Raw genomic sequence first — 18,016 nt, forward strand, 5'->3', positions numbered from 1 at the left:
CTAATCCCAGCCCTGGTGAAGGCAAGATCGTTACGCATGGGGCCCCTGGGACGAGGCTTACGCGAAGCGAACACGATCACGGATAGAGTGACGCGAAACTTCAGCAATGGACGATTAAAGGGAAGGCAACGCAGTGACCCACACGAATCGGCAGAAACCCCTGGCCCTGGGCCAGGCCCGTCGCGTCCGGTTGGGGGTCGGTGCAGTGATCCTCTCGCTCTTCGCGGTGACCGCGTGCACAAGCGCGGACGGCAACACGGCGGCCCCCGGCGAACAGACGCCGCCGGCGTCGGCCGCGCCGTCGATCACGGCGATCCCCTCGACGCTGCCGGACCAGCCGACCGCGCCCCCGACGCCGGTCGACCCCAAGGACGTCAAGTGCGAATACCGCAAGGACGACACCGGCGTCCCGAGCAAGTTCGTGGGCATGCCCCCGGCCAAGCCGGTGAAGGCGGCGCTCAACGCCAAGAACATGACGCTCAAGACCAACCAGGGCGACATCGTCATCGAGCTGGTGCCCGAGTCGACGCCGTGCACGGTCAACTCGTTCTACTTCCTGGCGAAGAAGAACTACTTCGACAACACCCTGTGCCACCGGCTCACCACGACCGAGAGCAACGGTCTCGACCTGCTGCAGTGCGGTGACCCGCAGGCCAAGGGCGACGGCAAGAACAAGAGCGACGGCACCGGGGGCCCCGGCTACCTGTTCCCCGACGAGAACCTCGGCCCGGCCTACACGCGCGGCGTGGTCTTCATGGCCCAGGGCGGCGACGCGGCCAACTCCAACGGCAGCCAGTTCGCCATCTCCTTCAGCGACGAGGCGGCCCAGCTCCCGGCGGCGTACACGCCGTTCGGGGTGGTGACCAAGGGCATCGAGGTGGTCGACAAGATCGCCGCGGGCGGGGTCATCAAGAACGAGGACGACATCCTGTCGGAAGACGGCGGCTCCAACGCGCCGAAGATCCGCGTGGAGATCAAGGACGTCATCGTCAAGTAGGCGTTTCCGGCGAAGGGCGGGTCCACCCGGACTCGCCCTTCGGTGTTTCTGAAGACACGAATCCCAACAGAACCCCTAGAATCTCGCGAAAGGCGAATCTTTCCCAAGATTCCAGGCATGAGTGCCATTCCCCTGACCGGAGGCCACCCGTTGTCCGAGCACGAGCCGGCACCGTCGTGGGTCATCGACCCGCACAAGCCCAGCGTCGCCCGGATGTACGACTATTACCTCGGCGGCAAGGACAACTTCGCCGCCGACCGGGAAGCCGCCGACGAGATCCTCGCCCGCATGCCCTACGTCCGCGACTTCACCCGGGAGAACCGGGCGTTCCTGTCGCGGGTCGTCCGGCTGCTGGCCGCCCGGGGGATCCGGCAGTTCCTCGACATCGGCTCCGGCCTGCCGACCCGTGAGAACACCCACCAGGTCGCCCAGGCGGTCGCCCGCGACGCCCGCGTCGTCTACGTCGACAACGACCCCATCGTGCTGGCCCACGGGCGGGCCCTGCTGGCCAAGAACCGCAACACCGCCGTCGTCCGGGCCGACCTGCACGACCCCAAGGGCATCATCGACCACCCCGAGGTGCGGGCCCTCATCGACTTCTCCCAGCCGGTGGCGATCATGCTGCTGGCCATCGTCCACTTCGTGCCCGACGACGACGAGGCGTCCCGGATCGTGCGGGAACTGCGGGTGCCGATGGTGCCGGGCAGTTATCTGGTCATGTCCCACGGCCACATGGGCGAGGTCGACGACGACCTGCAGGAGGTCGTGTACAAGACGTACCGGCAGACCACCAGCGGGAACATCACGGCCCGCACCTCCTCGCAGGTCGCGGCCTACTTCGAGGGCATGGAGCTGCTGGAGCCCGGAATCGTGCAAGTGGGGGTCTGGCGGCCGGAGATCTCCGGGCTGGCCGACGCCGACCCGCGCAAGGCCGGCTTCTTCGGGGCCGTCGGAGTCGTCAGGTAAAACGAGAAAGGGCCGGTCCGTTACGGACCGGCCCTTTCTCGTTGCTAGGCCTTGGGCGTGGCGTCGACGCCCGCCTCCCTGCGCTGCGCCGGGGTGATCGGCGTGGGCGCGGCGGTCAGCGGGTCGAAGCCGGAGGCCGTCTTCGGGAAGGCGATCACGTCGCGGATCGACTCACCGCCGGCCAGCAGCATGCAGACCCGGTCCCAGCCGTAGGCGATGCCGCCGTGCGGCGGCGGGCCGTACTTGAACGCCTCCAGCAGGAAGCCGAACTTGCTCTCGGCCTCCTCCTTGGAGATGCCCAGCACGTCGAAGACGCGCTGCTGCATCTCGGCGCGGTGGATTCGGATCGAGCCGCCGCCGATCTCCATGCCGTTGCAGACCATGTCGTAGGCGTAGGCCAGGGCCTCGCCCGGGTGGTCTTGGAAGTTGTCGTTCCACTCGGGCTTGGGGCCGGTGAAGGGGTGGTGCACGGCCGTCCAGCCGCCCTCGCCGTCGTCTTCGAACATGGGCGCGTCGACGACCCACAGGAACGACCACTGCGACTCGTCGATCAGCTCCTTGCGGCGGCCGATCTCCAGCCGGGCCGCGCCGAGCAGCTCACGCGAGGCGTGCCGGGCGCCGGCCGCGAAGAAGATCGCGTCGCCGACCTCGGCGCCGGTCGCCGCGCGCAGCCCGGCGGTCTCGGCCTCGGACAGGTTCTTGGCCACCGGGCCGCCGAACCCGTCTTCCTGGACGAGCACGTAGGCGAGCCCGCGCGCGCCGCGGGACTTGGCCCATTCCTGCCAGCCGTCGAGCTCCTTGCGGGTCTGGGACGCGCCGCCCGGCATGACGACCGCGCCGACGTACTCGTTCTGGAACACCCGGAAGGTGGTGTCCTTGAAGTAGTCGGTCAGGTCGACCAGCTCGCAGCCGAACCGCAGGTCGGGCTTGTCGGAGCCGAAGCGGGCCATCGCGTCGGCGTAGGTCATGCGGGGCAGCGGGGAGGGCAGCTCGTAGCCGAGCGTCTCCTTCCACACCCGGCCGATGATCGCCTCGCCGAGCTCCATGACGTCGTCCTGGTCGACGAACGACATCTCGATGTCGATCTGGGTGAACTCCGGCTGCCGGTCGGCGCGCAGGTCCTCGTCGCGGAAGCACTTGGTGAGCTGGTAGTAGCGCTCCAGGCCGGCCACCATGAGGAGCTGCTTGAACAGCTGGGGCGACTGGGGCAGGGCGTACCAGTTGCCCGGCTGGAGCCGCACCGGCACCAGGAAGTCGCGGGCGCCCTCGGGGGTCGAACGGGTCAGGTTCGGCGTCTCGACGTAGACGAACCCGCGCTCGTTCATCACCTCGTTGACCAGGTAGGTCGCCTTCGACCGGATGCGCAGCGCGTCGCCGAGCTGCTGGCGGCGGATGTCGAGATAGCGGTACTTGAGCCGGGCCTCCTCCGAGACGCCCGAGGCGCCCTCGATCGGGAACGGCAGCGGGGCCGCCTCGCTCAGCACCTCGACCTCGGCGGCCACGACCTCGATCCCGCCGGTGGGGATGTCGGGATTCTCGTTGCCCTCGGGCCGCACCCGGACCTCTCCGACGACCTTCACGCAGTATTCGGAGCGCAGGCCGTGGGCGTCGTCCTCCTCGCGGAAGACGACCTGGGCGGAGCCGGAGGAGTCGCGCAGGTCGATGAAGACCACGCCGCCGTGGTCACGACGACGGGCGACCCATCCGGCCAGCGTCACCTGTTGGCCGGCGTGCTCGGGGCGCAACGTCCCGGCCTGGTGGGTGCGGATCACAAGAGTTTCCCTTTCAGGGTGTCGACGACCGCGGCGAGGGACACCTCGGTCTGTTCAGCGGTTTCCAGGTCCTTCAGCTGTACGGCCCCCGCCTCGATGTCGCGCTCACCGAGGATCAGCGCGTATCTGGCCCCCGACTTCGACGCCGCCTTCATGGACCCCTTGAGCCCCCGGGAGCCGTAGGCCATGTCGGCCGCGAGCCCCGCCCGGCGCAGCTCGGAAAGCAGCGTGAACGCGCGCCTCCGGGCCTCCTCGCCCAGGGGCACGGCGTAGACGTCGACCGTCGAGACGGCGGCGGCCGCGACCTTCTCGGCCTCCATGGCCAGCACCGTGCGGTCGAGGCCGAGCCCGAAGCCGATGCCGGGCAGCGGCGGCCCGCCGATGGACTCGGAGAGCCCGTCGTAACGACCGCCCCCGCCGACGGCCGACTGCGCCCCCAGCAGCGGGTGGTCGAACTCGAAGGTGGTGCGGGTGTAGTAGTCGAGGCCGCGTACCAGGCGCGGGTTGTCGGTCCACGGGATCGACAGGTCGGCCAGGGCGGTGCGCACCTGGTCGTGGTGGGCCTTGCAGGAGGCGCACAGGTGGTCGGTGACCAGCGGCGCCCCTTCGAGCTGCGCCTTCACTTCGGGCCGCTTGTCGTCGAGCACCCGCAGCGGGTTGATCTCGACGCGGGCGCGGGTGGCCTCGTCGAGGTCGAGGGCGCGCAGGAAGTCCTGCAGCGCGGCCCGGTAGATCGGGCGGCACTCGGCGCAGCCGAGCGTGTTCAGCAGCAGCGTCAGCCGCTGGAGGCCCAGCTCCTGGTACCAGTCCCACGCGATGGCGATCGTCTCGGCGTCGACCAGCGGGTCGTCGCTGCCGATCGCCTCCAGGTCGACCTGGTAGAACTGCCGGTAGCGCCCGGCCTGGGGCCGCTCGTAGCGGAAGGCGGGGCCGACGGCCCAGACCTTCGCGGGCAACTGGCCGTGGTGCAGGCCGTGTTCCAGCACCGCCCGCAGGACGCCCGCGGTGAACTCGGGCCGCAGGGTGACCGATCGGCCGCCCCGGTCCTGGAAGGTGTACATCTCCTTGGTCACGACGTCGGTCGACTCGCCGACGCCGCGCGCGTAGAGCTGGGTGTCCTCGAACACCGGGAGTTCGAGGTAGCCGTAGCCGGCCCTGGTCACCGCGGCGGCGAAGGTGTCGATCGCCCGCCGGAACGCCGCCGAACGGGGCGGCGCGTATTCACTAACGCCCTTGGGCGCCTGGAAGGTCATCACAGTCCTCGGTTCGGGCCGGGCGCCCCGTGCTCCAGATCTTTCAGGAACGGGTTGCTGGCGCGCTCGCGGCCGATGGTCGTCTGGGGTCCGTGACCGGGGAGAACCACCGTTTCGTCCGGCAGTGTCAACGTCTTGGCGAGACTGCCGAGCATGGCCTGGTGGTCGCCGCCGGGCAGATCGGTGCGGCCGATGGAGTCCATGAACAACAGGTCGCCGCTGAACAGCACGTGTTCGTCGTCGAGCCTGAAGGTCACCGACCCCCCGGTATGGCCCGGCCGGTGGTCGACGACCAGCTCAAGGCCGGCCAGCTCCAGGACGGCGCCGTCGGTGAGCTCGCGGACGTCGTCGGGCTCGCTGAACTCCAGCCCCCCGAACATCTGTTTGCTCATCGCGCCGAATCCGCGGCCCGGATCGCTCAGCAGAACCCGATCATCGGGATGAATCCAGGCGGGAATTTCACGAGCTCCGCAAACCGGACCGACCGACCACATGTGGTCGATGTGCCCGTGGGTCAGGACCACCGCGACCGGCTTCAGCCGGTGCTCGCGGATCAGCTCGTCGAGGCCCTCTTCAGCGTTCTGACCTGGGTCGACGACCACGCATTCCGCGCCCGCGGCGGGCGCGACGACGTAGCAGTTGGTCTGGAAAGACCCGGCTGGGAACCCTGCGATCAACAACGGAGCGGCCTCGATGTCTCAAAGGATTGAGCGAGCGAATGTAACCGAAGGGTACCGGTGCGGGTCGGCGGGCTGCGAACCAATACCCGTGTGCCGATACGATTCGCCCACCTCAATAGTCATTCTTGGACAGTCGGGAGGACGAAGTGGTCACCGGGAAGGACCGGCAGAAGCAACTCGCGCGCGAGCACCACGAGCGCCAGCAGGCCGCACGGGCCCAACGTGAGCGCGTCGCGAAGCGCAACGCCGCCATCGGGACCACCGCCGGTGTCGTGGTCGTCATCGCGGGCATCGTGGCGGCGGCGATCTTCCTGACGGGCGGCAGTGACGACGCCGACCCGGCCACCGCGGCGGCGTCGGCCTCGGCCAATCCGGCCGAGAGCGCGGCGGCCCCCGCGGAGCCCCTGCCCTTCGACAAGGGCACCGGCAGGTGCGACTACGTGAGCGACCCGGCGGGCGGGGCCAAGGACGTCGGCAAGCCCGATCCCAAGGTCGCGGCGGCCCCGGCGGTCATGAAGATCGACACCAACCTGGGCGTCATCCAGGCCGACCTCGACGGCGCCAAGGCGCCGTGCACGGTCGGCTCGTTCACCCACCTGGCGAGCAAGGGCTACTTCGCCAACACGAAGTGCCACCGCCTCACCACCGAGGGCATCAAGGTGCTCCAGTGCGGCGACCCGACCGCCACCGGCAGCGGCGGCCCCGGCTACCGCTTCGTGGACGAGAACCTCGAAGGCGCCAGCTACAAGCGGGGCGTGCTGGCCATGGCCAACAGCGGCCCGAACACCAACGGCAGCCAGTTCTTCATCGTCTACGGCGACGAGACCGACACCCTGCCCGACTCGTACACGCCCTTCGGCACGATCACCAAGGGCTTGGACCTCGTCGACAAGGTGGCCAAGGCGGGCGTCGAGGGCGGCGGCGGCGACGGAACGCCGAAGCAGGCTGTGGAAATCAAAGACGTGACAATTACCGGCAAGAGCTGACGTAATACAACCAAGGGCTAAACGCCCTGGAGGCTGATTCGAGTGCGGGAGGACACGGTGACCACCGACCCGTGGGGCCGGGTAGACGACGACGGCACCGTCTACGTGCGTACGGCTGAGGGAGAACGGGCCGTCGGGTCCTGGCAGGCCGGGGAACCGGAAGAGGCGCTGGCCTACTTCCACCGCAAGTTCGACGAGCTGGCCGGTCAGGTCCAGTTGCTCGAACAGCGGGTGAAGGGCACCGACCTGCCGCCCGCACAGGCGGAGGCCGGCATCCTGAAGCTGCGCGAGGCGATCACCGGGGCGAACGCGGTCGGTGACCTCGACTCGCTGAACAACCGGCTCCAGGCCCTCTCCGAGATGGTGGGCAAGCGCCGCGAGGAAGTGAAGGCGGCCCGCGAGGTCGCCCGCGGCCAGGCCAAGGAGATCAAGGAGCGGATCGTCGGCGAGGCCGAGCGCATCGCCGAGGACGCCACTCACTGGAAGTCCGGCGGCGAGCGGCTGCGCCAGCTCGTCGAGGAGTGGAAGGCCGCCGAGCGGATCGACCGCGCGACCGAGGCGGCGCTGTGGAAGCGCCTGTCGACGGCCCGCACGGCCTTCGCCAAGCGCCGCAAGGCCTACTTCTCCTCGCTCGACGAGCAGCGCGACCAGGTGCGTTCCGCCAAGGAGCGCATCGTGAGCGAGGCCGAGGAACTGTCGTCCTCGACCGACTGGAACGCCACGGCCGCGGCCTACCGCGAGCTGATGCGCCGCTGGAAGGCGGCCGGGCGGGCCTCCCGCGAGGCCGAAGACGAGCTCTGGAACCGCTTCAAGGGCGCCCAGGACCAGTTCTTCCAGGCCCGCTCGACGGTGTTCGCCGAGCGCGACGCGTCGTTCGCGGCCAACGCCGACGCCAAGGAGCTGCTGCTGGTCGAGGCGGAGAAGATCCTCCCGGTGACCGACGTCCGCACGGCGCGCGGCCAGCTCCGGGCCCTGGTCGAGCGGTGGGAGGCCGTCGGCCCGGTGCCGCGCGAGCAGCGCGACCGGCTTGAGGGCGGCCTGCGGAAGATCGACGACGCGGTCCGCAAGGCCGAGGAGGCGGAGTGGAAGCGCTCCAACCCCGAGGCCCGCGCGCGTGCCCAGGACACGGTCAACCAGCTCCGCCGCTCGATCGAGCAGCTGGAGACCCGCCTCGCCAAGGCTCAGCCGGGCAGCAAGCAGGCCAAGGAGGCCGAGGAGGGCATCGCCGCCCGCCGCTCCTGGCTCGAAGAGGCCGAGCGCACGCTCGCCGAGTTCTCCTGAGGTGACGCCGGCGGCGCCTGACCGGCTCGGTCAGGCGCCGCTGGTCACCCGGTAGACGTCGTAGACGCCCGGGATGTTGCGCACGGTCCTGAGCACGTGGCCCAGGTGCTTGGGGTCGCCCATCTCGAAGGTGAACTTGCTGACCGCCACCCGGTCGCGTGAGGTCGTCACCGACGCCGACAGGATGTTGACGTGGTGGTCCGAGAGGGTCCGGGTCACGTCGGACAACAACCGGGGCCGGTCGAGCGCCTCGACCTGGATGGCCACCAGGAACACCGAGTCGTCGCCGGGCGACCACGCCACCTCGACGAGCCGCTCGGGCTGCTCCTGGAGCTGCCCCACGTTGGCGCAGTCGACCCGGTGCACCGAGACGCCGTGGCCGCGGGTCACGAAGCCGGTGATGTCGTCGCCCGGGACGGGCGTGCAGCACCGCGACAGCCGCACCCACACGTCGGGGTCGCCCGCGACCATGACACCCGCGTTGGTGCCGGCCCTGGGACGCCCCTTGAGCTGCGTGGGCAGCGCCGCCTCGGCGATGTCCTCCTCGGCCCCCTCGACTCCTCCGAGGGCCTGTACGAGCTTCTGGACGACCGCCTGGGCCGCGATGTGGCCCTCGCCCACCGCCGCGTAGAGCGCCGACACGTCGACGTAGTGCAGGTCCCGGGCCAGGGCGAGCAGCGCCTCCCCCGACATGAGCCGCTGGAGCGGCAGGCCCTGCTTGCGCATCGCCCGCCCGATGGCCTCCTTGCCGGCCTCGATCGCGGTCTCGCGGCGCTCCTTGGAGAACCACTGGCGGATCTTGTTGCGGGCCCGGCCCGACTTGACGAACTTCAGCCAGTCGCGGGAGGGCCCCGCGTCGGGCGACTTCGAGGTGAAGATCTCGACCGTGTCGCCGTTGCCCAGGCGCGACTCCAGCGGCACCAGCCGCCCGTTGACCCGGGCCCCGATGCAGCGGTGGCCGACCTCGGTGTGGACGGCGTAGGCGAAGTCGACCGGGGTCGCGCCGTCGGGCAGCGCGATGACCTGGCCGCGCGGGGTGAAGACGAACACCTCGGAGACCGACAGGTCGAACCGCAGCGACTCCAGGAACTCGCCCGGGTCGGAGGTCTCCTTCTGCCAGTCGAGGAGCTGGCGCAGCCACGCCATGTCGTTGACGTCCTTGACCTTGCCGCCCGGGTTGGAGGCGACCATCTCCTCCTTGTACTTCCAGTGGGCGGCGACGCCGTATTCGGCGCGGTGGTGCATCGCGCGGGTGCGGATCTGCAGCTCGACCGGCTTGCCCTCGGGCCCGATGACCGTCGTGTGGAGCGACTGGTACATGTTGAACTTGGGCATCGCTATGTAGTCTTTGAACCGGCCGGGCACCGGGTTCCAGCGGGCGTGGATCGTTCCGAGCGCGGCGTAGCAGTCGCGGACGGTGTCGACCAGCACCCTGATGCCCACCAGGTCGTAGATGTCGTCGAAGGCGACACCCTTGGCGATCATCTTCTGGTAGATCGAGTAGTAGTGCTTCGGGCGGCCCTTGACGGTCGCCCGGATCTTCTGCTCCCGCAGGTCGGAGTGGACGTTCTCGATCACTTCCTGCAGGAACAGGTCGCGCCGGGGAGCCCGCTCGGAGACCATGCGGGCGATCTCGTCGTAGCGCTTGGGGAAGAGCATGGTGAACGCGAGGTCCTCCAGCTCCCACTTGATCGTGTTCATGCCCAGGCGGTGGGCCAGCGGCGCGAAGATCTCCAGCGTCTCGCGGGACTTCTGCTGCCGCTTGTGCTCGGGCATGTAGCGCATGGTGCGCATGTTGTGGAGCCGGTCGGCCAGCTTGATGATCAGCACGCGGATGTCGCGGCTCATCGCCACGACCATCTTGCGGACCGTCTCGGCCTGCGCGGCGTCGCCGAACTTGACCTTGTCGAGCTTGGTCACGCCGTCGACGAGTAGCGCGATGTTCTCGCCGAAGTCGGCGCGCAGCTCGTCGAGCCCGTAGGCGGTGTCCTCCACGGTGTCGTGGAGGAGCGCCGCGCACAGAGTCTCGTCGTCGGTGCCCAGCTCGGCCAGGATGGTCGCCACGGCCAGCGGATGGGTGATGTAGGGGTCACCGCTCTTCCGCTTCTGGTCGCGGTGGTGGTAGGCCGCCGTCTCGTAGGCACGCTCGATCAGCCGCAGATCGGCCTTGGGGTGAGTGGCCCGGACCGTCTTGAACAGGGGTTCGAGGACGGGGTTCATCGCACCCCACTGCCCCCCGAACCGGCCCAGCCTGCGCCGGACGGCCGTCCCCTTCTCCGGGGGCGCCGCCTCGGCGGGCGCGTCGGGAACCGGCGCGCCGGGCGATTCGACGGGCGCGTTGCCGGGGGCCACATCACGGGGCACTCAGACTCCTCACATTCGAGTCCAGATCACTCAGTGTAGGTCAAACGGTAACCAAAGCTCTGACGTCGAGACCGGGCAGCCTCTCCCTGCCAGGGAGGAAGGACAACTCCATCAGGAAGGTCACGGCCACCACCTCGGCGCCCGCGCGCCGCACCAGGTCGACCGCCGCGGCCGCCGTGCCGCCGGTCGCCAGGACGTCGTCGACCACCAGGACCCGCTCGCCCGGGGCGAACGCGTCGGCGTGGACCTCGATCGTCGCGGAGCCGTATTCCAGATCGTAGGAGGCCTCTAGCGTCTCGGCGGGCAGTTTGCCCTTCTTGCGTACCGGCACGAAACCCGCGCCCCTTCTGAGGGCGACGGGGGCGGCCAGGATGAAACCCCTGGCCTCGATGCCGACCACCTTATCGAAGGAGAACCCCTCAGCCAGGTCGTCGACGACCGCGGTGAACGCGGCCGGGTCGGCCAGCAGGGGGGTGATGTCCTTGAACAGGATGCCAGGCTGCGGATAGTCGGGAACGTCCCTTATCAGCGAGATCCACTCGGTCACCTGCCAACAGTAGTGGCTACACGAAAACGAACGCCCCGCGGGCTCCCGATCTTCCCGGGTGCCCGCGGGGCGTCTCGTCTGTCTGTCGGGTGGACCCCGGCGCTACTTCTTGGCGTGCTCCTTCTTCTCCTTCGAGGAGGCCTGCTTGGCCTCGGAGGCCTCGCGCTGGGCCACCCGCTTGGCGAGGGCGATCCACTGAGGCTCGCGCTCCTTGAGCGACACCAGGATCGGGGTCGCCACACAGAGCGAGGAGTAGGTGCCGACGAGCATGCCGACGAACAAAGCCAGTGAGAGGTCCTTCAGCACACCGGCGCCGAGCAGCGTGGTCCCGATGAACAGGATCGCCGCCACCGGCAGGATCGCCACCAGCGAGGTGTTGAGCGACCGGATCAGGGTGTGGCTGAGGGCGTTGTTGGCCGCCTGGGTGTAGGTCATCTTCGCCGACGTCTTCAGCGGGGTCGTGACCTCCTTGATCATGTCGAACACCACGACCGCGTCGTAGAGCGAATAACCGAGGATGGTCAGGAAGCCCAGCATGGTCGCCGGGGTGACCTCGAAGCCCGACCAGGAGTAGACGCCGGCCGTGATCACGAGGTCGTGGACGAGCGCGACGATCGCCGCCAGCGCCATCCGCCACTCGAACGCCATGCTCAGATAGGCCATGATCGCGATCATGAAGAAGATCAGGCCGATCCAGGCCTTGGTGGAGACCTCGCCACCCCAGGTCGCACCGATGACCTGGGTGCTGACGTCGTTGGGCTGGATCTTGTACTCGTCGGCGACCGTCTGCTGGACCTTGGTGACCTGGGCGCCCTCCAGGCTCTCGGTGGTCACCCGCCAGTTGGGCCCGGCCTCCTGGACGATCACCTGGTGGGGACCGGCCGAGCCGACCACCTCGCGCACCTGCTCGATGGACGAGCCGGGCGTGCGGGTGAAGTCGAAGACCGAACCGCCGGTGAACTCGACGCCCAGGTTGAGCGGCTTGATGAACAGACCCGCGATCGAGATGATCAGCAGCGCGATCGACAGGCCGTACCAGAGCTTGCGCTTACCGACGAAGTCGATGTCGATGTCGCCGCGGTAGAGGCGGCGCGCGAGGCCCGTGGCCATCACGCCTCCTGGAGGGTCGAGGTGGACGACGACTCGGTGCGCGCCATGCGCTCGGCGTCGAGTCCGGACAGCGGGTGGCCCTTGGCGAAGAACTTCATGCGCGCCACCAGCGACATGAGCGGCTTGGTGAAGAGGAACACCACCACGACGTCGATGACCGTCGTCAGGCCCATCGCGAACGCGAAGCCGGCGACGTCGCCCACGGCCAGGAAGTAGAGCACCAGGGCCGCGATCAACATGACCGCGTCGGCCACGAGGATCGTGCGGCGGGCCCGCTTCCAGGCCACCTCGACGGCCGTGCGCAGGCTGCGCCGGCCCTCCTTCATCTCGTCTCGGATTCGCTCGAAGTAGACGATGAAGGAGTCGGCGGTGATGCCGATCGAGACCACCAGGCCGATGATGTGCGGCAGCGACAGGCGGAAGCCCGCGTTGGCGCTGAGCACCACCACCGACAGGTAGGTGACGACCGTCGCGACCAGGAGGCTGGCGATGCCCACCAGGCCGAGGCCGCGGTAGTAGAGCAGCAGGTAGAGCATGACGATCACGAGGCCGATGCCGCCCGCGATCAGACCGCCGCGGAGCTGGTCGGCGCCCAGGGTCGAGGAGACCGACACCGTCGAGCTGACCTTGAACTTCAGCGGCAGCGCGCCGTACTTGAGCTGGTCGGCCAGCTCGGTCGCCGTCTGCGAGGTGAAGCTGCCCGAGATCTCGGTCTTGCCGCCGGTGATGCGGCCGTTGGAGACCGGGGCCGTGACGACCACGCCGTCGAGCACCGCGCCGATCTGGTTGCGCGGCGGCTGGCTGTTGAAGGTCTTGTTGGTCAGCTCGGACCACTTCGTGGCGCCCGCGCTCTTGAAGTCGAGGTTGACGACCCACTCGCCGGTGTCCTGGCGCAGGCCGGACGAGGCGGTGCTGATCTCCGAACCCTGGACCGCGGCCACGTCGAGGATGTATTTGGCGGTGCCGCTCTCGTCACACGCGGCGAACTGCTTGGTCGGGTCGTCGAGGACGCCCGCGCCCTTGTTGTTGGCCGAGCACTTGAGGTCTTTGAACTGCTGCAGGACGGCCGGGTCGATGCCCGACAGGTCCTGGCCCGCCAGCGGGTCGGCGGCGGCGTTCGGGTCGGCCGAGGGCTGCGTCGTCACGAGCGGCGAGGCGGCCGGGCTGGGCTCGGCGTTCTTCTTCTTGCCGTTGCCCTGCTGGTTGCCCTGCTGGTTGTCGCCCTGCTTGTTCCCCTGGCCCGCCTCGGCGCTCGCAGTCGGCGAGGGCGCCTGGAGGGCCTTGGAGACCGCCCGGCCCGCCGGGCTGGCGGCCGGAGAGGCGGCGGCCGAGGGCGTCACGGCCGGGAGCGAGCCCGACGGGGCCGGCGAGGCCGCGTCGCTGGGCAGCGCGGCCGGCTGCTCCTGGGCCGGGGCGACGGCGAGCACCTGGCGGAAGCGGAGCTCGGCGGTCGTGGCCACCAGCTTCAACGCCTCTTCCTGACCCGCGCCCGGGATCTGGATCAGGATGTTGTCACTGGCCCTCGCGACCTGGGCGTCGGAGATGCCCTGCCCGTTGACGCGGTCACGGATGATGTTGACGGCCCGATCGAGGCTCTCTTGCGAGGGCGCCTTGTTGTCGAGGGTCTCGGGCGAGAGGGTGACTGTCGTGCCGCCCGCGAGGTCGAGACCGAACTTCGGGATGTACGCGTTCTGCAGGACCACGGCCGCGCCCATGGCGGCGATGATCGCCAGAAGAAGCAGGAGCGTGCGTCCCGGCTTGATCTGGCTGCTGGTCGGTGGGGCCACTGGTGGTCAGTCTTTCGTCAAGGGGTCTTCAATGAGGGTACTCAGGACTTGCGGGTGCTGGAGTCTCCAGTCTCCGGGCTTTCCGCGACGTTGTCGCCGTCGGACTTCTCGTCGTTCTCGGTCGAGTCGATCCCGTCGCCGGGCTCCTCGGTGAGGACGCGGCCGATGGCGGCCTTGACCCAGCGGGTCTCGACGCCGGGCGCCACCTCAAGGATGACGTCGTCGTCGCTGAAGCCCACCACGGTGCCGAACAGACCCGTAGTGGTCATCACGCGGGAACCCACGCTGAGCGAGTTCTGCATCGCGACCTGCTCCTGCTGCCGCTTCCGCTGCGGGCGGATGAGCAGGAAGTAGAAGACCACGAAGAGCAGGACGATCGGGAGTAGCTGCGCAAGCCCTTCCACGGGGCTCTCCTTCGTTGAAGAGATGACCGGCCATTCGCCGGAGGTCACACGAGGTTTGACGCCGGTCCGGGCCATACGCTCGGCACGTCACCTTACATAGCGAGCCTAGCCACCCAGCCAAGCCACGCAGTGTAGGCGAGCTGTCAGAACCCCGGCAACGAAGCCACGATCCGCCGCGCGGGAAAGTTCCGTTTTCACGCCTATTGCAACCATTCCGTGATCCCCAAGGTCCTTTCCGGCATCACTGTGGGTTATCAGGAGGGTCGTCGAAGGCGACACCGGCCCCGAACGCGTCGGGCGGCGGGACCAGCCCCAGATGGACCCAGGCGGCGGCCGTGGCCACACGCCCGCGCGGGGTCCGGGCGAGCAGCCCCTGCCGGACCAGGAACGGCTCGGCGACCACCTCGACGGTCTCGGGTTCCTCTCCGACGGCTACGGCCAGTGTCGACAGCCCGACGGGCCCGCCGCCGAACTTGCGCAGCAGCGCGCCCAGGACCGCCCGGTCGAGCCGGTCGAGGCCCTCGGCGTCGACTTCGTAAAGATTCAGCGCGGCGGCGGCGATCTCCCGGGTGATCAGCCCGTCGGCGCGCACCTCGGCGAAGTCGCGGACCCGGCGCAGCAGCCGGTTGGCGATGCGGGGGGTGCCCCGGGAGCGGCCGGCGATCTCGGCGGCCCCCTCTTCCGGCAGGTCGACGCCGAGCAGCCGGGCCGAGCGGTGGAGCACGGTCTCGAGCTCGCCCTCGTCGTAGAACTCCATGTGGGCGGTGAACCCGAAGCGGTCGCGCAGCGGCGCGGGCAGCAGGCCCGCGCGGGTGGTGGCCCCGACGAGGGTGAACGGCGCGACCTCCAGCGGGATCGCGGTCGCGCCGGGCCCCTTGCCGACCACGATGTCGACCCGGAAGTCCTCCATCGCCAGGTAGAGCATCTCTTCGGCGGGCCGCGCCATGCGGTGGATCTCGTCGATGAAGAGCACTTCGCCGTCGGTCAGCGTCGACAGGATCGCGGCCAGGTCTCCGGCCCGCTCCAGCGCCGGCCCGGAGGTGACCCGCAGCGGGGCCCCCAGCTCGGCCGCGATGATCATGGCGAGCGTGGTCTTCCCGAGGCCGGGCGGCCCGCTCATCAGCACGTGGTCGGGCGGCCGGTTCCGCCGCAGCGCCCCTTCGAGCACGAGGGAGAGCTGCTCCCTGACCCGGGGCTGCCCGATGAACTCGGCCAGCCGCTTGGGCCGCAACGCCGCCTCGATCAGCCGCTCGTCGCCCTGGACGTCGGCGGAGACCAGCTCCCGCTCGAAGGAGCCGGCGATCTCGACCTCGTAGGACCCGTCGCCGGACCCGTGGATCGACCCTTCGCGGAACCCGCCGGGCGAGCCGGGCGACAGGTCGTCACGGCCGCGAGAGGACTCGGCCGGGGTGCCCGACGGTGAATCTTTCATCGCACGCTCAGCGCCCGGAGGGCGGCCTTCAGCAGCGGCGCGATCTGGGGCTGGCGCCCGGCGGCCAGCTCGGCCTCGGCCTCGGGGGTGACGACGGCGAGGGCCTCGTCGGCGTCGCGCGCGGAGTAGCCGAGCCCGACGAGACCGGAATGCACCTGTTCGCGCCACAGAGCCTCACGCGCGGGCCCGTTGATCGCGGCGTTGACGACCTCTTCGGGGGTGCCCAGCTTGCCCTTGAGTTCGAGCACGAGGCGCTGCGCGCCCTTCTGGCCGATGCCCGGCACCATCTGGAGGGCTTTGAGATCACCGGAGGCGACCGCGACGCGGAGCGCGTTGGGCGAGTGGACGGCGAGCATCGCCAGCGCGAGCCGGGGCCCGATGCCGCTGGCGGTCTGCAGCATCTCGAACACCACCCGCTCGTCGTCGGAGGCGAACCCGTAGAGGGTCAGCGACTCCTCACGGACGACCAGCGAGGTCGACAACCGGCCGTTCTCCCCCACCCGCAGCAGGCCCAGCGTTCCGGGCGTGCAGTGGACGAGGACGCCCACCCCGCCGACCTCGACCACGGCGGCGTCGGGGGCGATGGCGGTGACCAGACCGGACACCGAGGCGATCATGAAGCGCTCCCGGATGGGTGAACGGGGGCCGGACGGGCGTCCGGACCGGACGACGAGCGGCCCGGACTCGCCGACGTGGCGATCACCGGGGACCCCGGGCGGACCGGGCGGTCGCCACGGCGCTCGCCAGGCGGTTCTGCACGCCGCCGCGCCACACGTGGCAGATGGCCAGCGCCAGCGCGTCGGCGGCGTCGGCGGGCTTGGGCATGGCGTCGAGGCGGAGGATGCGGGTGACCATGGTGCCGACCTGCTTCTTGTCGGCGGTGCCGCTGCCGGTGACCGCCGCCTTGACCTCGGAGGGCGTGTGGAGCGCCACGGGCAGCCCGCGGCGGGCGGCGCACAGGATGGCGAGGGCGGCAGACTGGGCGGTGCCCATGACGGTGCGGACGTTGTGCTGCGCGAACACCCGCTCGACGGCCACCGCGTCGGGCTCGGTCTCGTCGAGCCACTTCTCCAGGCCGCGCTCGATGGCCACCAGGCGGGCGCCGATCTCGTCGTCGGCCGGGGTGCGGATCACGCCGACGGCCACCAGGCGGGCGGGCGATCCGGGGCGGCCCTCGACGACGCCGACGCCGCAGCGGGTGAGCCCGGGGTCGACACCCAGCACGCGCACCGGCGGCCCCCTTCCGCTCCGAACATGTGTTCGGCGATCTTACACTAGAAGTAGTCGAGCAGGTACGGCTTCGCCGCGAACACCGCGTCCAACGTGTCGTCGAACACCGTGGGGCCGGTCAGTCCGCCCGACATGCGCAGAGTGGCGGCGGGGACGCCGGCGTACAGGGCGGAGAGGGCGTTGATCGTGAGGGCCGGGCCGGTCCCGGCGCCCTTCGACAGGGAGCCCGAGCCGTCGGCGACCTCCAGCAGCCAGGTGCCGTCGTTGGCGGGGCGGGCCGGGTCGGTGAGCTCGAAGGGGACCGACGCGGTCACCGCCGGGGAGTAGCCGCGCCGGGCGACCGCGTCGGCGGGGTCGACGAGGCGGAACATCCAGCGGGTGGAGGAGACGACGTCCTTGGACCGCTCGCGCAGCAGCCACAGGACCGGGTCGTCGGGCGCGACGGTGGCGGTCACCCGCTTGGCGACCGACGAGGAGGTGCCCACGAGGGCCCACAGTGCCCGTGTGGTCGCCTCGGAGGCGGCGACGAGGCTGTCGACCTCGATGTCGCCGCCCGACCAGCGGTAGATCACGTAGCCGTCGCCGGCGAGGTAGCAGAAGTCGTCGTCGTCCTCCAGCCAGACCCGCCAGGTCTCCGGGGTGTAGGAGAGCGGGCCGGAGGCGCGGGTGGCGGCGTGGACGCGGCCGATCAGCGCCACCAGCTCGTCGGTGTCGGCGGGGCCCATGCGGCGGAGCGCGACCGGCTCGCCGGGGGCGATCGTCCGCAGCGCCTCGGTGGGCAGGGTGGCGATCAGGCGGCTGCCGGCGTGCTCGAAGCCCGCGCTCCGGTAGACGGGGGTGGTCGCCGGGTAGAGCGCCGAGACCGCCGAGCCGAGCTCGGAGCAGCGGTCGAGCACGGCGCGCATCAGCAGGCGGCCGACGCCCCTCCCCCGGTCTTCGGGCGCGACGGTGACGCCGGCCACGCCGCCCATGGGCTGCGGGCGGCCGTGCCACCACTGTGTGAACGGGTTGAGCCGGGCGGTCGCGACCAGGCGGGCGCCGTCGAAGACGCCCAGGCAGCGGCCCTGGGACAACAACGGCGTGACCATGCGCCGCCAGACGGCGGCGTCGGACGCCGAGAGTGGCCCGAAGGCCCGCTTGCGGTTGTCGAGCACCGCGTCGAGATCGTCTTCGCCGAGATCACGGATGTCCACGGAACCACAACCTA

16 protein-coding genes are annotated in these 18,016 nt (G+C 69.9%); 4 read left to right on the forward strand and 12 right to left on the reverse strand.

What is annotated here, in order from left to right:
- Nucleotides 1-205 precede the first annotated feature (205 nt).
- Entirely contained in the window at nucleotides 206-997 is a 792-nt protein-coding gene (locus tag AW273_RS33790; protein ID WP_062357395.1) for a peptidylprolyl isomerase, read from the forward strand.
- 117 nt (nucleotides 998-1,114) lie between these two features.
- Nucleotides 1,115-1,963 carry an SAM-dependent methyltransferase gene (locus AW273_RS33795; protein WP_157556432.1) on the forward strand — a complete coding sequence of 283 codons (849 nt, stop codon included), beginning with the start codon at nucleotides 1,115-1,117 and terminating at the stop codon, nucleotides 1,961-1,963.
- Nucleotides 1,964-2,007: 44 nt separating this feature from the next.
- Here the strand turns inward: AW273_RS33795 and aspS are convergent, their stop codons facing one another.
- Genes aspS through AW273_RS33810 form a run of 3 tightly spaced genes read right to left on the reverse strand, consistent with a single transcriptional unit; the run spans nucleotide 2,008 to nucleotide 5,668 of the window.
- Nucleotides 2,008-3,735, reverse strand: a complete 1,728-nt coding sequence (aspS, locus tag AW273_RS33800) for an aspartate--tRNA ligase (RefSeq protein ID WP_062357400.1) — start codon at nucleotides 3,733-3,735, stop codon at nucleotides 2,008-2,010.
- Nucleotides 3,732-4,988: a histidine--tRNA ligase gene (hisS, locus tag AW273_RS33805; protein WP_062357402.1), complete on the reverse strand. Its 1,257-nt coding sequence runs from the start codon at nucleotides 4,986-4,988 to the stop codon at nucleotides 3,732-3,734. Before hisS ends, aspS begins: the two co-directional genes overlap by 4 nt.
- Nucleotides 4,988-5,668, reverse strand: a complete 681-nt coding sequence (locus AW273_RS33810) for an MBL fold metallo-hydrolase (protein WP_062357405.1) — start codon at nucleotides 5,666-5,668, stop codon at nucleotides 4,988-4,990. Before AW273_RS33810 ends, hisS begins: the two co-directional genes overlap by 1 nt.
- Nucleotides 5,669-5,814: 146 nt before the next feature.
- Between AW273_RS33810 and AW273_RS33815 the strand changes: the two genes are divergently transcribed.
- Together AW273_RS33815 and AW273_RS33820 are read left to right on the forward strand one after the other, a co-directional pair.
- Nucleotides 5,815-6,654, forward strand: a complete 840-nt coding sequence (locus AW273_RS33815; RefSeq protein WP_062357407.1) for a peptidylprolyl isomerase — start codon at nucleotides 5,815-5,817, stop codon at nucleotides 6,652-6,654.
- A gap of 57 nt (nucleotides 6,655-6,711) precedes the next feature.
- A complete protein-coding gene (locus AW273_RS33820) occupies nucleotides 6,712-7,935 on the forward strand; it encodes a DUF349 domain-containing protein (RefSeq protein ID WP_062357439.1) in 1,224 nt (407 codons plus the stop codon).
- Nucleotides 7,936-7,965: 30 nt separating this feature from the next.
- Here the strand turns inward: AW273_RS33820 and AW273_RS33825 are convergent, their stop codons facing one another.
- From AW273_RS33825 to AW273_RS33865, 9 genes are all read right to left on the reverse strand, one after another.
- Nucleotides 7,966-10,155: a RelA/SpoT family protein gene (locus AW273_RS33825; protein WP_157556436.1), complete on the reverse strand. Its 2,190-nt coding sequence runs from the start codon at nucleotides 10,153-10,155 to the stop codon at nucleotides 7,966-7,968.
- 184 nt (nucleotides 10,156-10,339) lie between these two features.
- Complete coding sequence (locus AW273_RS33830; RefSeq protein WP_062357412.1) at nucleotides 10,340-10,846, reverse strand: adenine phosphoribosyltransferase; 507 nt, start codon at nucleotides 10,844-10,846, stop codon at nucleotides 10,340-10,342.
- A gap of 102 nt (nucleotides 10,847-10,948) precedes the next feature.
- A complete protein-coding gene (gene secF, locus AW273_RS33835; RefSeq protein WP_062357414.1) occupies nucleotides 10,949-11,956 on the reverse strand; it encodes a protein translocase subunit SecF in 1,008 nt (335 codons plus the stop codon).
- Nucleotides 11,956-13,743, reverse strand: a complete 1,788-nt coding sequence (gene secD / locus AW273_RS33840; protein ID WP_232327729.1) for a protein translocase subunit SecD — start codon at nucleotides 13,741-13,743, stop codon at nucleotides 11,956-11,958. Before secD ends, secF begins: the two co-directional genes overlap by 1 nt.
- A 41-nt stretch (nucleotides 13,744-13,784) precedes the next feature.
- Nucleotides 13,785-14,147: a preprotein translocase subunit YajC gene (yajC, locus tag AW273_RS33845; RefSeq protein ID WP_063910202.1), complete on the reverse strand. Its 363-nt coding sequence runs from the start codon at nucleotides 14,145-14,147 to the stop codon at nucleotides 13,785-13,787.
- Nucleotides 14,148-14,388: 241 nt separating this feature from the next.
- A complete protein-coding gene (ruvB, locus tag AW273_RS33850) occupies nucleotides 14,389-15,579 on the reverse strand; it encodes a Holliday junction branch migration DNA helicase RuvB (protein ID WP_083950256.1) in 1,191 nt (396 codons plus the stop codon).
- Nucleotides 15,576-16,196 (reverse strand): Holliday junction branch migration protein RuvA, encoded by a 621-nt coding sequence (gene ruvA / locus AW273_RS33855; protein WP_062357416.1) that lies wholly within the window; start codon nucleotides 16,194-16,196, stop codon nucleotides 15,576-15,578. Before ruvA ends, ruvB begins: the two co-directional genes overlap by 4 nt.
- Nucleotides 16,197-16,278: 82 nt before the next feature.
- Nucleotides 16,279-16,809 (reverse strand): crossover junction endodeoxyribonuclease RuvC, encoded by a 531-nt coding sequence (ruvC, locus tag AW273_RS33860; RefSeq protein WP_062357418.1) that lies wholly within the window; start codon nucleotides 16,807-16,809, stop codon nucleotides 16,279-16,281.
- A 44-nt stretch (nucleotides 16,810-16,853) separates the two neighbouring features.
- Nucleotides 16,854-18,002, reverse strand: coding sequence for a GNAT family N-acetyltransferase (locus AW273_RS33865; RefSeq protein ID WP_062357420.1), 1,149 nt, complete (start codon nucleotides 18,000-18,002; stop codon nucleotides 16,854-16,856).
- Between the last annotated feature and the right edge of the window lie 14 nt (nucleotides 18,003-18,016).

Source organism: Herbidospora yilanensis (genome assembly GCF_001570565.1).
GTDB classification, from domain to species: Bacteria; Actinomycetota; Actinomycetes; order Streptosporangiales; family Streptosporangiaceae; genus Herbidospora; species Herbidospora yilanensis.